The sequence below is a fragment of the Vibrio pectenicida genome, from assembly GCA_024347015.1.
GTDB classification, from domain to species: Bacteria; Pseudomonadota; Gammaproteobacteria; order Enterobacterales; family Vibrionaceae; genus Vibrio; species Vibrio pectenicida.
The window spans coordinates 1,708,507-1,723,255 of the sequence record AP024889.1; the positions used below are offsets into that span (position 1 = coordinate 1,708,507).

A 14,749-nucleotide genomic window follows, 5' to 3' on the forward strand; every position below is an offset into this window, starting at 1 on the left:
CACATTGATTGAGAACTAAACCAATAATATTTACAAAAAAGTCAAATAGGTTGAATGGCTACTATTAGTTTCTCTTTGTGATGATATCTAGAGGATATTCTCGCATTTAAGATGAAATGTGCCAAACATGAATTATTGATCATCGACTATATCAATCACCTATGACTTTCACTGTGAGGAAGTTTACTATGAATGACTTAAATGAGTTAAAACGCTGGGTTGAAATTGTGCAACGATCTGCAATCCCCTCCGATGGTGATCAACTCACAACAAACGAAAAAGAAGCGCTTGCACAATGCTGCCGAATTCTAGCTCAGACGGCTCAGCTTATTGCGGACAAAGTTGCTACCTAGAATACTATGCCCCAGAGGTCGATATGAACAACCCAATGAGGGGCATAATAAAGTCGTACTATGCCGCTATACCACGAGACTTAAGAAACTCAGCATAGGTCCCTTTAAAATCGGTGATTTTATTATTTTTAATTTCTATGATTCTGGTTGCTAGTGAATCCACAAACACACGATCATGCGAAACAAAAAATAAGGTTCCCTTATATTGTTCAAGAGCTGCATTGAGAGATTCAATAGATTCCATATCCATGTGGTTGGTAGGCTCATCCATGAGTAATATATTGGGCTGATGCATCATCAGTTTTCCAAGAAGCATTCGCCCTTGCTCACCACCCGAAAGAACTTTAACAGACTTTTTAATGTCGTCTTGGCCAAACAACATACGCCCTAAGAAACCGCGAATGACTTGTTCGTCATCCCCAGCCTGACGCCATTGGCCCATCCATTCCATCAAGTTGAGATCTTGTGCAAAGTCAGCAGCATGATCTTGAGCGTAGTAACCAATATTAGCATTCTCTGACCATTTGAATTCACCAGAACGTGCCTGAATAGCACCAGCTAATGTATTGAGTAATGTTGTTTTACCTACGCCATTTTCACCAATGATAGCAACCCGCTCACCAACTTCAAAAATAGCATCAAATCCAGAAAATAAATCTTCGTCAAATCCCTGAGATAAATTTTCTACAGTTAAAGAATTTCTGAACAGTTCTTTGGACTGCTCAAATCTAATGAACGGATTTTGTCGGCTTGAAGCCTTGACTTCATCAAGCTGAATTTTGTCAATTTTCTTCGCTCGTGAAGTCGCTTGTTTGGCCTTAGATGCATTAGCAGAGAAGCGAGCAACGAAGGTTTGCAGTTCAGCTATTTGTGCTTTTTTCTTTGCATTGTCAGACAATAAGCGCTCTCTAACCTGAGTAGCAGCTGTCATATACTCATCATAGTTACCAGGGTAAACTCGTAACTCACCATAATCTAAATCTGCCATATGAGTACATACTGAATTAAGAAAATGACGATCGTGAGATATAATAATCATGGTACAATTTTTCTGATTAAGTGTGTCTTCTAACCAGCGAATTGTATCCATATCAAGGTTGTTGGTTGGCTCATCAAGCAACATAATGTGTGGGTCAGCAAATAAAACCTGTGCCAACAAAACTCGAAGTTTCCAACCAGGTGCAATCTCACTCATCAATCCATAGTGCTGCTCTACAGGAATGCCCACGGCTAATAATAATTCGCCCGCTTTCGCGTCCGCCATATAGCCATCCATTTCAGCAAACTCAACTTCGAGTTCAGCAACTTTAATGCCTTCCTCTTCTGTCATTTCAGGTAGTGAATAGATACGATCACGTTCTTGCTTTATTTGCCATAACTCCTTATAACCCATGATGACAGTATCAATGACAGAAAACTCTTCATACGCAAACTGATTCTGATTCAGCTTTGCTACACGTTCATTAGGATCGTAGCTCACGTTGCCGCCCGAAGGTTCGAGTTCACCACTTAAAATTTTCATGAAGGTAGACTTACCGCATCCATTTGCACCTATCAAACCGTAACGATTTCCATCACCAAATTTGACAGAAATATTTTCGAATAACGGTTTAGACCCAAATTGTTGCGTAATATTATTGGTACTTATGATAAGACTATCCCCCTCTCTAACTCATTTTGCTAGAGAAATTTTGTTTGAAAAAAATTTGCGAGGGATTGTATCAAATTAGAACTATGAACTACATCAATTGTTCATCTCTATTCGTTAGCTATTGATTCTGTAATGATTTGTATGTCATGATATGAGTTATAATCCGACTAAGAAGTTAAAATTTCTGTTACTCATAAATTTGGATTTAAATTGCTCTCCAATCACTCAACTCAACACACCTCCCGCGGTATAGAATTTCACTTTCGGGATCTCTATTTGCAGTTACTAGCAGCTCTGAGCTACTCTTCAACATTTTCCATTCATTCGGAGACATATAACGAATATCGTTAATATTTTTAAGACTATCAATGAGTTTTAACTCACCTGTTACTTCATCACGCATCCATACCATAGCTTTGCTTTCAGCTATTTTGTCCATAGACAAGTTTCTTTGCATACGTAGACTAGATTGCCCAGGCTTATCTCCTTGATAAGCAACAAGTGCAAAATGATTTTTTTGCGCACCCGAAGACATCATTGCAAGATAATTTGCCGGACGCACTTCTACTATGTTTACCCCTGAGGAACCATGCATAAGTATGGGCTGAAGAAATATACCAACAAACATTGAGAAGGCCATACCTGTAGGTAGCCACCACCAGCGTACGCTTGTTTCACGTTTTCTAAGGCCAAAAGTACTGTTTGCAATCTTTTTCCAAATTCGTTTGGGAGGATTTTTAAGCTCTGTTGAAGAAACATTAAGATCGGAGCTTGGATTTAATCCTGATAAGTGTTGCTGCCATTGCTCAATATGTTCCCACCAACTGGGATCCGCTTTCATTAAAGCTTCCATCCTACGGCGTACTCTGAGTGTTTGTGTACCAAGTAAATATTCACCAGCGAGCCTGTCTCTCAACTCGGAGTTTTGATAACGCTGGCTCTTTATTGTGTTAAGCATCGTTTCAATTCCTGTAACCCGCGGCGAATCCATGATTTAACAGTACCAAGCGGTGTCTTTACATGCTGCACTATCTCTTGATGGCTCATTCCGTGCTGATACGCCAATACGATTGCATTTCGTTTCTCTTCCCCTAAAGATTCGAGACAATGTGTTAGCCCAGAATCAGGATTAGATTCAGAAATTTCACTCGCTTCTTCTAATAACTTGTCTGTTTGTTCTTCTCTTAGACGATTTCGCTTTCTGACCTCATCAATAGCCATATTTCTCATAGTTTGACAGAGCCAGGCCCATGGGTAATCTAAAACACACTCTTGGTGGCTATACCAAAGTTTTATATAACCTTCTTGCAAAATGTCAGCTGCAATATGCTCATCTTTGACCACGTTACATATAAGACTAAATAACCTTGAACTGGTTAACTGATAAAGCGCTTCGAAAGCCTCTCGGTCTCGAAGCGCTATCTTGGAGAGCAGTAAACCTATCTGATGTTTATCGTTGCTCACTTTTTCCTCATTGAGTGATTAGGTGCCAAACGTTTTTCACACCATCGCCAGTCGTTTCACCAACTTGGGTGTCTTTAAACCAACGATATAGCGGTTTACCCTCAAAAGTCCACTGATATGTGTCATCCTTGCGTTGTATCACACCAAACCCACCAGTAACCTTGATATTATCAATACCCTTTTGTGTTAAATCCGAGTTTACATAAGCTGGTGGCCACTTAACCTCACAGTCACTGTAGCAAACAGATTGATTTTCTTTATCTTTTTCAAAAGTGTAAAGACTCAAGTTATTGTCATCAACCAAGTATCGACGAGAACCATCATTATAAAGCTTAACCGCAACATCATCGGCACGAGCTAGTGGCCATACACCTTTAACACCAGCCCCATAAATGTCTCCCTCTTTCTTATCTTTAAACCATCTATAAAGCGGCTTACCATTTAGTGCCCATTGCTTACTTCCATCATTACGAGTAACTTGACTAAACTCTGAGTTACTCGAAAGTTGTGAGCTTACTTTATCACTGCTCAATAAAGGTGGCCAAAGGGTTTCGCAATCATCAGTACATACAGATTTTCCAGCCGGGTCTTTGGTAAAGGTATAAAGAGATTTCCCTGCTCCATCTACGTAAATTTCACCGATTGAGGTATCAGTTATATTTGTAGATGCATAAGCCATAGGTGCAAGAATAAGTGTTGATAGAATTAATTTTTTCATTATTTAGTTTCCTTTACTATTGAGTCCAGCCTTCGCGTGTAAAAAATGGCCTGCCTTCTTCACTATTTACAAAATTGATAAAGTCCTGAGTTTGAGGCTCTGCACCCTGTGTTTTTGCCAAGTTCAGATCGCGGTATATCTGTCTCTCAGGTTCGATTTCAACATAATCAACTTTATCTAAATGGTTAAGAGGCCAGTGTATCCACGTTATCCAAGCATCCGCCTTCTGCGATTGAAATGCTTTGAAGCTCGCACCACTGCCTTTGGCATAGGCAATAATTTTACTGCGAAAGTTTTGTACATCAGCCAAAGAACCTTTACGCCCGGCAATATCTTCCCATACTCCTGTACCTGATGTGTTGTACACCCCTAATCCTTCAGTTACCACGATACGCGAAGGGCGATCGAGCAAATCTTGAATGCCAGTAATTTTTTTCGGGTTTCCCTTCGGTACCGCAATGACTGCCCTACGCAGATATACAGGTTGGACATCCTTATCAGTGATAAACGGATAGGTTTCAACAAAAGCGCTCATGGATTGCTCCGACGAACCAAAGATTAAATCAGCATTTTTCTGTGCATCACGAGTCCATTTAGATTCTGGACCAGCAATAACCTCTACAGGTACTCCCGTTTTCTTACTGTATGCTTTCGCTGCATTACGCAGTGCAGTATCAGGACCACCTGGACCATACACATTAATAACCCCATCTTTTGGTTGGTGCTTGATAGTCGAGTCAAGTTTTGGCGATGCAGTAGAAAATGTACTCACAACAGCCAATGTTAAAGCGGCTACTCTAATATGACGCTTCATGTATTCTCCTAGTTTTAAAAGGTTTCATACAAGAGACGTGCTAGGGTGAGTTTTGGATGCATCAAAAATACAACTTTAAAAAAAAATTTACACATCTGCATATATAAATGTAATTGACTAAGGCGTTTTTACCTTTCGTAATGCTTTTGAACAGTATGATAAAACGTTATAATTTGCTTCACCAAAAGTAAAAAGATAACCAATACCATGCCAAAAACTATGTTAACTAAAAACCTTGGGCGTTCTTATCCTTATCTGATAAAATAACTGGTACGCCTTCTATCAGCGGCCAATCAATATTAAGCATCGGGTCTTGCCAATGAATGGAAACTTCTGCGCCCGGGTTATAAAAGTCAGTGCATTTATACACAACTTCGGCAGTCTCGCTCAGTACGTAAAAACCATGTGCAAAACCTTCTGGTATCCATAACTGGCGACGATTCTTGTGTGATAATTTGACACCCACCCAACAGCTGTATGTTGGGGAGTGCTTTCTAATATCTACCGCAACGTCAAAGATTTCTCCACTAACTACTCGCACCAATTTTCCTTGAGCATTCTCACTCTGATAATGTAAGCCGCGAAGACTACCCTGTTTCGATTTGGAATGATTATCTTGTACAAATTGAGTTGATATACCTGAAACTTGCTGTTCAAAAAGCTTATGGTTCCATGTTTCCATAAAAAAACCTCGTTCATCACCAAAAATTGTTGGTTCGATGATTTTTACCTCTGGTAAGTCTGTTGTAATGACAACCATAATTCACCTCTTATTAAATATGCTTTTTAATCCAAGTTCCCAATTGCAAGACTTAACACCAAACACCTGATAGATTTTGTAATTGGCTAAGCACGTATTCTTTGGACGTTCTACATTTGTTAAATAATGAGCTGATGAAACTGGATGTAAGCATGGAATAGAATCAATCCATCGGGCATGTTTAGCTTGGGCAAAAATACTTTGAGCAAACTCGAACCAGCTAACATTAGGTCGACCCGAATAATGATAAATACCCCACTCAACCATGAGTCCTGCATCTATACCCTTGATGATTTGGACCAAAGTCTTAGCTATACACCCTACATAGGTTGGCCCTCCTATCTGATCCGAAACCACGCTAATGTTCAGCTGAGAACGCAAGTTCAGCATGGCGCTAACGAAGTTATTTTCTTGCTGGCTAAAAACCCAACTCGTGCGCAAAATAATATGCTTCGTGCAAGCGTCCATGACTGCACGCTCACCTTTTAACTTTGATGCGCCGTAGATATTCAATGGGTCAACAGTATCAGACTCGCATTTCTCTCCATCTTGTTTCCCATTAAAGACATAGTCGGTTGAAAGATGTATCAAAACCGACCCATACCGCTCAGCTGCTAGTGCTAAGTTATTCGGGCCATCTGAATTCACAGCATAAGCTTGTTCAGGGTTATTTTCGGCTAGTTCTACAGCTGTGTAAGCAGCCGTATTGATAATATAATCTGGAACAAAGGCTTCAACACTGGCGTTGATTTTGTCACTGTCTGTAATATCAAGCTGACTTGAATCCAACGCTAGTAATTCAACTTTGCCTTCTAATTCTTCAACTAAACAACGACCTACCTGTCCACGACATCCGGTAATCATGACTTTTTTCATTGAACTAGCCTTCTAACCAATAAGTGAAACTAAATATTGGCCATAGCCATTGTTAAGCAAAGGTTGCGCAATGTACTCAATATCTTGTGAGCTCAACCAACCATTTCTCCAAGCAATTTCCTCAAGGCACGCGACCTTCACTCCTTGAACGTGCTCAAGAGTCTGAACAAAGGATGATGCCTCATGAAGACTTTCATGCGTCCCTGTATCCAACCATGCAAATCCTCTCCCCAGTAGCTCGACATTGAGTGACTTATCCTCTAAATAACGTTGATTGATCGAAGTGATTTCAAGTTCACCTCGATAAGATCGTTCAACTTCTTTCGCCCATTGAACCACTCGATTATCGTAAAAATATAATCCAGTCACAGCATAATCAGATTTGGGCACTTCTGGCTTTTCTTCTATTGATAATACCCTGTTGCTACTATCAAATTCAATAACGCCGAATCGTTGTGGGTCCTTCACTTTAGACCCAAACACAGTTGCACCTAATGTTTGCTGTGCCGCTCTTTTCAAGACTTCGGAAAATGCATTCCCATAGAAAATATTGTCGCCTAGAACCAAACAAACCGAATCTTCACCGATGAAATCTTCACCGATGGTAAATGCTTGTGCGATTCCTTCTGGGTAAGGCTGAACTTTATAATGTAAGCGAATGCCGAATCGAGAGCCATCACCTAGAAGTCGTTCAAAGCGATTTTGATCTTCAGGACAAACAATCAACAGGATATCCCTTATGCCCGCCAGCATAAGAGTCGATATCGGATAGTAGATCATAGGCTTGTCATAGAGCGGCAGCATTTGCTTGGAGGTGCCGTAGGTTAATGGATATAGGCGAGAACCAGTTCCACCTGCTAGAACTATACCTTTCATTTCGATACCTCTAAGCTATTTAAGTTACTTTCTTCATTTAAAGGGTCGGACTGCAATTGGGTTAGATACCAGTCTAGGGTTTTATTCAAACCTGACTCAAAACTTTCTTTTGGTATCCAGTTCAGCTCTCGCTCTATCTTGGATGCATCAACTACATAGCGCCGATCATGACCTGGCCTATCTTCCACTCGAGTAATAAGATCTTCGTACCTTTGGATACCTACCGGTTTATTAGGTAAACGTTTTTCCAAAAGCAAGCATATTTTTTTCACAACATCAATGTTTGATCGTTGATTACTCCCCCCAATATTGTAAGTTTCTCCCAGATTTCCTTGGGTTAACACCTTGTACAATGCACTTGCATGATCATCCACAAACAGCCAATCTCTTATTTGTTGACCATCGCCATATACTGGCAATTGCAGGCCTTGATAAGCATTGGAAATCATACGGGGAATAAACTTCTCAGAAAATTGACCAGGACCATAGTTATTCGAGCAGTGACTAATTAATGTCGGTAATCCATAGGTTCTTGCCCAAGCACGAACCAGATGGTCTGAACTGGCTTTACTCGCAGAGTAAGGACTACTTGGTACATAACGACATTCTTCAGTAAATGGATTATCTTCAGCGGTAAGATCACCATAGACTTCATCAGTAGAAATATGGTGAAAACGAAAACAAGCCTTCCTTTCCTCTGGTAGTGACAACCAGTAGTGTTTCGCAGCTTCCAATAAATGGTATGTCCCAACAATATTGGTACGAATAAATTTATCAGGAACGTCTATCGAGCGGTCAACATGAGACTCTGCAGCTAAATGCATCACGACATCTGGCTGATGTGTTTTAAAGACTCTATTTAATGCTTCCACATCACAAATATCAACATTCTCAAACGAATATCGACCACTATTATTTGAGTAATTTTCCCATTCTTTATTGGCGGCATAGGTCAGTGAATCGACGTTTATTACATAGTCCTGATGATGAGCTAGAACATAACGAATAACCGCACTACCAATAAACCCAGCTCCACCTGTAATCAGTATTTTCATTTTATTTTCCATTTTGGTTGGTTAAAATACAAAGCCACTCAACTCTGTTGATACATTAAATAAAGCCTTACTGCTCATACAAGGATATGTTCCTAATACGCCACCTCAATAAGGGCCAGCATTTCATCAGGACAAGGGGCAGATCTCTACACATGGAAATCATCCTTGTTTACAGACGATAATTTAGCAATTTTTTGTGGGCTAAATAGGTTATATTCCTGCCTTAAAAACTCCTTGAAACAGGAATATTTTGAAGCTATTTCAGCAATTTTATCTGCATCAGACCATTCTTGAAATGCGGGGATAATATTTTTATGTGTACGGCTAGCGATATGGCAATAGTGAATAAAATTAACCAGAAAAGCCTGATAGAAATTATCTTTTTTATCAACATACAACTCGTAATTACAGAAAAAGACTTCGACAAGATCGACATAGAATGCTTTTTTGGTTTGGCGTGCTTGACCTAACAAAGAAACGACAAACGGGAAATCGTAGTAGATATCACCACAAGCTCTCATCCTATCGATGAAAATAAGTTTATTATTATCGTCAACAATCATGTTGCGAAAATGCAAATCGCCATGAATCTGAGAAAAGTACCCATAACAGTGATTATTCTTAATGACTGTCGCTCCGCGCTGATGACAAATATTAGCGTAGTCGGGAAATAAAATGGGTGAATGCCAATGAATTTCACCAAGATAATGTGCCAACTGTGCGATTGACTTGAATGCACCTTTTTGCTCCGAGAAAACTTGCTTCTCAAGAGTCATTCCAGAAACAAATGAGTACTGAACTTCTTTTTCCAACTGATTAGCTTTTACGTGATAAGGAAAACTATTAAATAGGCGACACAGTCGGTTACTTTCAACAGAAGAGCTGCAATGCTTTATGACAGTTCCATTAGAAACAAACTCTAGACTCATCTCACCGACTAAGGGGTTTTCAATCTCTTCATCAACCAACATACGCTGAATTAGCTGTACCTGATAGTGATGGTATTGAGTAAAATCTGAGACTAATTGATGTGTTTGGTCACCTGCTTCAATACTGAAGCTTCGATTGTAAGGAGAGATAACATCATAATACTTGCCTCTACCAAACTTGAATTCACCGTCAGTTATATGATTTGAAAATGAAGGAATCTCAACTGCAGTAAATGACAAATTTATCGCATCTAACGTTTGTCGAAAATCAGTGGAAATCTTTGATTTATATAAGGCTATTGGATGGACTCGACAATCCAATTTGGCGTTCTTAATATACTGGCTTAGGTACCTAGCAACCGCAGCAAGTGATGCGCCAGAGTCCACAAAGTCAATCAATAGAATTTGGTCAATATCTTTCAATCTATGAACAGGAACAAAATTTTTGAAGTGCTCATCCAGTGAGAGCATATGCTGCTTATTAAGCGGTGATCTAAGTAACTCATGGTTTTCCCCAGGGTAATTATGTCTAAAGCCACTAAGAGGTAAATGGATAACCTTTTCTTTGCCACAATAACACTCTATTAATGACATCAAGGGTATCGGTGTTCTACCTACACCAACAAATAACGTATTAATATTTTCCACCTGATCCAATATGGAAAATAGCATTTTCTTAAGGTGATGATATTCATTATTGCCAAGAATAAGGCAAGGGGATACATCGATATTCATATCAATTCACTACTTTAGTTAATAAAATCAATTTCAATCTAACGACGGGAAGAAACAGCTGAAAATTAATTAAGTATTTCGGTATTGAGTATTCTTCTGCACCTGACTTTGACACAGCCTTGAATAGAGCCCACTATTGCTGATAAGTTGTTTATGTGTGCCTTGTTCGACGATTTCTCCTTTATCAAATACAAGAATTCTATCCATTGACTGAATAGTTGAAAGGCGATGTGCAACAATTAATGTTGTACGCCCCTCCATCAATTTTTCCATAGATTGCTGAATATGCATTTCACTCTCGCTATCTAAGCTAGAAGTCGCTTCATCCAAGATCAAAATAGGAGCATCAAGAAGAAATGCTCGAGCAATTGCTACCCGCTGCCTTTCACCTCCTGATAGCTTAACTCCTCTTTCTCCGACCAAGGTTGAATATCCATCAGGTAAGCTACAAATCCGCTGATGAATTCCAGCAAACTCTGCTGCAGCTTGTACCGATTCTTGTGAAGCTTCAGGCTTAGAATACGCAATATTCTCTGCCAATGTTCGATGAAACAATATAGGTTCTTGTGGAACCAGAGCTATTTGGCTCCGGAGTGACTGTAAGTCTAGTGTATTGATATCATTACCATCAAGCATAATGCACCCACTGTTGACTTGATAAAGCCTTTGTATGAGCTTAATAAAAGTTGACTTTCCAGATCCTGAGTAACCGACAAGGCCAACACGTTCACCAGCTTTGATATGAAGATTAAGGTTTCGAAATAATAAGGCCGTAGGTTCCTTCAGGTATCCAAAGTTAACCCGCTTAAAAACAATGTCTCCTTGGCAATGAATGACCTGAGACCCCTCACTTAGCTGCCCACTTTCAATCGGTAAGTTAGAAAACTCAACCATAGCTTCTAGCTCGCTCACCGCTCGCTGTAAATGACGAATATTGCTCCCGACTCGACGTAAATATCCTTGCAACATAAATAAAGTAGTAATGAGAAACGTAATGTCTGTCATGCTGAGTGCACCACTAGCAGACAACCAGATAAGCAAACCAAATATAGTTGTTTGTAGAAGCAAGAGAAGACCTTCTTGTACACCACCATTAATATTGCTTCGACGCCAAGACTCAAATGTCAATCTTTTCCATGATTCCATCGCTGTACTTAAACGCTGCTCTTCCCTTTGCTCAGCCGCAAACGCTTTAACTACTGAGTTGCAAGAAAGGGAATCAGATAGAACACCAGATAACCGACTGTCTGAGGCATTACCAACTTTGGCCACTGGAGCAACATAAGCAATGGTTAATAAGGCAGTAACACAACAAAATAGCAAAGCAATAACGCCAAGTGCTGTTCCTACTATAGGCCAATGCAACCATACCGTTACTGTACTTCCAACCAACATGACAACTATTGGTATTAAGCCAACGAAAACAGTGTCATTAAGTGATACTAATGCCCACATACCACGGGTAATCTTCCTCACCGTCGTACCAGAGAAGCCACTCGCATGCCAATCTGAAGTAAATGCTTGTACTCGCTGAAAAGCTCCCCTACCAAGCTCATCCATCATTAGAAGTGTATATCTAGCTAAATTTATACTTAAACGTTGACGTAATATAATTCCCAACAGGCCAACAACAGTAATCAGTATGAATGCCTCATATACTGAACCGTCAGATAATAATTCTTTGGTAAAATTTGCTGCCATTAGAGGCATCAGAATATCACTAAAGGAAGATAAAATTGCTAATGATACTAGAAATAACGTATGTTTAGGCTTCGTACACCAGTGATAAAAAACAAAGAGTATAACCTCTTTATAACTTGTATCAATTTTATTCATGAATACATCTCATGTATATCAGTTAAGGTTAAATTCCATTTAGTGAAAATTAATTACATAGAATTAGATAGAGAAATAAATAATTTAATATTATCTCTGAGTTTTAAACCAAAGGTCTCCCTTAGATTTCAATTTAGCATAAAAACTATAAAGTGGCCCTAAGCAGTTAGATATGCTTTTTAAGAATATGTACCAATATATTTTTTTATTTTCATTAACATAGAAATATTCTTCAATTGTAGATTTATGAATTAAAAATATATAAGCCAATCCAGTGGTAAAAAATAAAAATAATGCAAAAGGCATTTTGAGTACCACAGTCGCAAGAATGATAGAGGCTGATAAAATAGTTCCTAATAGCCAAAGTAATATCCTAAACAATCTCTTAACAAAGATGAGTTTGAAATTCTCTTCTTGGGGCTCATGGTGCAAATATGCCATAAAGATAGATGAGAGGTCACCAGAAAACCAACGAGCAGATTGACGAGTCGCATTTTTTCTTCCCAATGCTATCGAGCAGGTATCAAAATAAGGCACCGGTTTTGCGTACACTCTATTAACGACAGCTTGATAACCATAATGTAGATCTTCTGTTACCGTCTCAGTTGAAAACGGATGTCTTTCTAAATAGTCTTTACGAATAAATAACCCATGGCCTATACAATAGGACAAGCATATCGATTTCTTCGCATTATAGTTTTTAACTAACGACGGCAACTCATAACTTAACATCCATCGAGTTTGGAAAATAGCAGCCGCTTTTGAAAACATATTTAATTGTTCAAAGTTAGACGAGTACATTGGTGGCATCTGGTATATTCTACATTTTTCATCATCGTTATAAATGTAGTAAAATGCGCGAAAGTCTGGTCGAGAATCAGCATCGAATATTGCGTAATATGAATTAGACTCTTCTAAACTAGAATTATTACTTTGTTCAATAAAATAGTTTATTTGACTAGCTTTATTCCCAGTTTTATAAGGGTAATTGACTAACTGTATTTGCTGTGAGACAAAAGGTAGTATAGCTTGATAGGTTTTGTTGTTTTCTATGCTATTTTCCTTATCTGTTGTAATTAAAACAAGTTTCATATCAGGATAATTAACAATAAATTTTTCAAAGTGTTTTATTGTCTCAATAATGATAGATGATTCATCAAGAACAGGAATTAATAATGTGAATTTACTTCCATTTAATATGGAGTTTTTATATGTTTCTTGTTTTGATAAAAACTCTAAACTTTTTTTTATGTTTAAATACTGTCTTACAACCAGAAATAAAAAAAACATAGTAGCTATATAAATAATAATCTCTAACATATTAGGCCTTCAGACATGTATTTACAAAGTCATCAAAAGAAAAGTATCCATACTTGGTATTTTCTATTCTATTTGACCATTTCTTTATAAGATTATATTTATCATAAGTACTCAGGGTCGCATCGATTTCAATCCATGGGATATCTACTACTGAAGAAAATAATGCTTTGTACGCGTCTCTTGTATCTTCAAGAAATTGCTGGTTTCTCCAGAACTCTGGGAGCCCCTTTGATATCTTCTTCTCAATTTTTTCCCCCTGCCTTTTAACCGAATCCTCACTAGATATGTTTAGATAAACAATACCTTTAGGAACTTCTAGCCGACCCTGCTCAACCTCATTTCTGTACATTTCTACTGTTTTTTCGAATATGGTAATATTTTTATGTTTTTCATACGCATAGGCGTAGCAAAAATGAGTCAAGTAGGAACGATCAAAAAAGAGTGAATCAGACTTGTGCATTCTTTCTTGTTCTTTACCAATAAACCATCGATTAATTGACATTGCTTCCTCAAAAGAAAAAGCATTTCCAGGAAATTGGCTGCGGTGTAAGACTTTCCCAATTTCATAAGTTACTTTGTCACCGGAAGCTTCCATTTCTTTAATCAATAAGCTTTTCCCTGCGCATGGCAAGCCTTCAATAAATATCATTGATATTTCTCCCCAAAGAGCTGCTTTGACAACTCAATTTCTTTCTTAGAGTCAATACCAAGACTTTTAAAGGTTGAATGACAGAAATGAAAAATAAAGCTATCTAGAGCAAGGCCTATATCAAATCCGCACTGAATTGCTCGGTAACAAAAGTCATCATCCGTGTGATATCCGGATTCAAATGTTTCATCTAACAATCCCACCTTTTCAAGCACTTCTCGCTTCATCAAAATACAATGGCCATAAGCCATTGAAATTGGAGTGCGTGCCCCCTTATTCTCTCTATATAAGGCATCACTAAAACTTTGGATATCATCTTTGTTTGGATCAAAAGCAACTAATAATGAGTTGTCTTTATTCTCACAGTCATTCGGGTCTAAGTTAGAAAGAGGGGTAACTATGTCATAATACTCAAGATGTGATTTGAGCTTGGAAAGTAAGCCATTGGGCATAATAACGTCATTATTACTAAATAAGACGTATTCGCTAGTGCAAATCGAAAGCCCCTGATTCATTGCTTTGGTGTATCCTAGATTCTTTCGATTTGTTATCACCTCTGCACCAATGCTATTTATATATTTTTGGGTCTCTGTATCACTTCCATTGTCAATGATAATTAATCTATATGGTATCTGTCTCGACAATGAATTGATAAAGAGCTTGGTTTTCTCAAACTGATTAAATACTGGAACAACTATATCAATACTCATTTT

At 38.4% G+C, this 14,749-nt stretch carries 15 protein-coding genes; 1 reads left to right on the top strand and 14 read right to left on the bottom strand.

Going from position 1 to position 14,749, the window contains the following annotated elements:
• Positions 1–188 precede the first annotated feature (188 nt).
• Positions 189–353: a hypothetical protein gene (locus OCV27_RS08110; protein ID WP_185759862.1), complete on the top strand. Its 165-nt coding sequence runs from the start codon at positions 189–191 to the stop codon at positions 351–353.
• A gap of 58 nt (positions 354–411) precedes the next feature.
• Here the strand turns inward: OCV27_RS08110 and OCV27_RS08115 are convergent, their stop codons facing one another.
• The 14 genes from OCV27_RS08115 to OCV27_RS08180 all read right to left on the bottom strand — a co-directional run bounded on the left by OCV27_RS08115 (position 412) and on the right by OCV27_RS08180 (position 14,746).
• The gene (locus OCV27_RS08115; protein ID WP_125323457.1) at positions 412–2,004 is read right to left on the bottom strand and encodes an ABC-F family ATPase; all 1,593 of its coding nucleotides are present in this window, start codon (positions 2,002–2,004) and stop codon (positions 412–414) included.
• Between the two features lie 205 nt (positions 2,005–2,209).
• On the bottom strand, positions 2,210–2,962 hold the full coding sequence (locus OCV27_RS08120) for a hypothetical protein (RefSeq protein WP_125323151.1): 753 nt from the start codon (positions 2,960–2,962) through the stop codon (positions 2,210–2,212).
• Positions 2,947–3,468: an RNA polymerase sigma factor gene (locus OCV27_RS08125; protein WP_125323152.1), complete on the bottom strand. Its 522-nt coding sequence runs from the start codon at positions 3,466–3,468 to the stop codon at positions 2,947–2,949. The genes OCV27_RS08120 and OCV27_RS08125 overlap by 16 nt, the downstream gene beginning before the upstream one ends.
• Before the next feature lie 7 nt (positions 3,469–3,475).
• A complete protein-coding gene (locus tag OCV27_RS08130; RefSeq protein ID WP_125323153.1) occupies positions 3,476–4,186 on the bottom strand; it encodes a hypothetical protein in 711 nt (236 codons plus the stop codon).
• Positions 4,187–4,202: 16 nt separating this feature from the next.
• On the bottom strand, positions 4,203–5,000 hold the full coding sequence (locus tag OCV27_RS08135) for a substrate-binding domain-containing protein (protein WP_125323154.1): 798 nt from the start codon (positions 4,998–5,000) through the stop codon (positions 4,203–4,205).
• Positions 5,001–5,226: 226 nt separating this feature from the next.
• Positions 5,227–5,760: a dTDP-4-dehydrorhamnose 3,5-epimerase gene (gene rfbC, locus OCV27_RS08140; RefSeq protein WP_125323155.1), complete on the bottom strand. Its 534-nt coding sequence runs from the start codon at positions 5,758–5,760 to the stop codon at positions 5,227–5,229.
• A 3-nt stretch (positions 5,761–5,763) separates the two neighbouring features.
• On the bottom strand, positions 5,764–6,636 hold the full coding sequence (rfbD, locus tag OCV27_RS08145; protein WP_125323156.1) for a dTDP-4-dehydrorhamnose reductase: 873 nt from the start codon (positions 6,634–6,636) through the stop codon (positions 5,764–5,766).
• A 12-nt stretch (positions 6,637–6,648) separates the two neighbouring features.
• A complete protein-coding gene (gene rfbA, locus OCV27_RS08150) occupies positions 6,649–7,512 on the bottom strand; it encodes a glucose-1-phosphate thymidylyltransferase RfbA (RefSeq protein WP_125323157.1) in 864 nt (287 codons plus the stop codon).
• Positions 7,509–8,567, bottom strand: coding sequence for a dTDP-glucose 4,6-dehydratase (rfbB, locus tag OCV27_RS08155; RefSeq protein WP_125323158.1), 1,059 nt, complete (start codon positions 8,565–8,567; stop codon positions 7,509–7,511). Before rfbB ends, rfbA begins: the two co-directional genes overlap by 4 nt.
• Before the next feature lie 146 nt (positions 8,568–8,713).
• Positions 8,714–10,231, bottom strand: coding sequence for an aminoglycoside phosphotransferase family protein (locus OCV27_RS08160; RefSeq protein WP_125323159.1), 1,518 nt, complete (start codon positions 10,229–10,231; stop codon positions 8,714–8,716).
• 69 nt (positions 10,232–10,300) lie between these two features.
• On the bottom strand, positions 10,301–12,067 hold the full coding sequence (locus tag OCV27_RS08165) for an ABC transporter ATP-binding protein (protein ID WP_125323160.1): 1,767 nt from the start codon (positions 12,065–12,067) through the stop codon (positions 10,301–10,303).
• A gap of 90 nt (positions 12,068–12,157) precedes the next feature.
• Positions 12,158–13,387, bottom strand: coding sequence for a glycosyltransferase family 2 protein (locus OCV27_RS08170; RefSeq protein ID WP_337969038.1), 1,230 nt, complete (start codon positions 13,385–13,387; stop codon positions 12,158–12,160).
• A 1-nt stretch (position 13,388) separates the two neighbouring features.
• The gene (locus OCV27_RS08175) at positions 13,389–14,036 is read right to left on the bottom strand and encodes an AAA family ATPase (RefSeq protein WP_337969039.1); all 648 of its coding nucleotides are present in this window, start codon (positions 14,034–14,036) and stop codon (positions 13,389–13,391) included.
• On the bottom strand, positions 14,033–14,746 hold the full coding sequence (locus OCV27_RS08180; RefSeq protein WP_125323472.1) for a glycosyltransferase family 2 protein: 714 nt from the start codon (positions 14,744–14,746) through the stop codon (positions 14,033–14,035). Before OCV27_RS08180 ends, OCV27_RS08175 begins: the two co-directional genes overlap by 4 nt.
• Between the last annotated feature and the right edge of the window lie 3 nt (positions 14,747–14,749).

Bases quoted from the DNA above. Each gene is read 5' to 3' on its own strand.
- OCV27_RS08135 (WP_125323154.1), bottom strand. From the start codon at position 5,000: ATGAAGCGTCATATTAGAGTAGCCGCTTTAACATTGGCTGTTGTGAGT.
- rfbD (WP_125323156.1), bottom strand. From the start codon at position 6,636: ATGAAAAAAGTCATGATTACCGGATGTCGTGGACAGGTAGGTCGTTGT.
- rfbA (WP_125323157.1), bottom strand. From the start codon at position 7,512: ATGAAAGGTATAGTTCTAGCAGGTGGAACTGGTTCTCGCCTATATCCA.
- OCV27_RS08160 (WP_125323159.1), bottom strand. From the start codon at position 10,231: ATGAATATCGATGTATCCCCTTGCCTTATTCTTGGCAATAATGAATAT.
- OCV27_RS08175 (WP_337969039.1), bottom strand. From the start codon at position 14,036: ATGATATTTATTGAAGGCTTGCCATGCGCAGGGAAAAGCTTATTGATT.
- rfbC (WP_125323155.1), bottom strand. From the start codon at position 5,760: ATGGTTGTCATTACAACAGACTTACCAGAGGTAAAAATCATCGAACCA.
- rfbB (WP_125323158.1), bottom strand. From the start codon at position 8,567: ATGAAAATACTGATTACAGGTGGAGCTGGGTTTATTGGTAGTGCGGTT.
- OCV27_RS08165 (WP_125323160.1), bottom strand. From the start codon at position 12,067: ATGAATAAAATTGATACAAGTTATAAAGAGGTTATACTCTTTGTTTTT.
- OCV27_RS08180 (WP_125323472.1), bottom strand. From the start codon at position 14,746: ATGAGTATTGATATAGTTGTTCCAGTATTTAATCAGTTTGAGAAAACC.
- OCV27_RS08110 (WP_185759862.1), top strand. From the start codon at position 189: ATGAATGACTTAAATGAGTTAAAACGCTGGGTTGAAATTGTGCAACGA.
- OCV27_RS08120 (WP_125323151.1), bottom strand. From the start codon at position 2,962: ATGCTTAACACAATAAAGAGCCAGCGTTATCAAAACTCCGAGTTGAGA.
- OCV27_RS08170 (WP_337969038.1), bottom strand. From the start codon at position 13,387: ATGTTAGAGATTATTATTTATATAGCTACTATGTTTTTTTTATTTCTG.
- OCV27_RS08130 (WP_125323153.1), bottom strand. From the start codon at position 4,186: ATGAAAAAATTAATTCTATCAACACTTATTCTTGCACCTATGGCTTAT.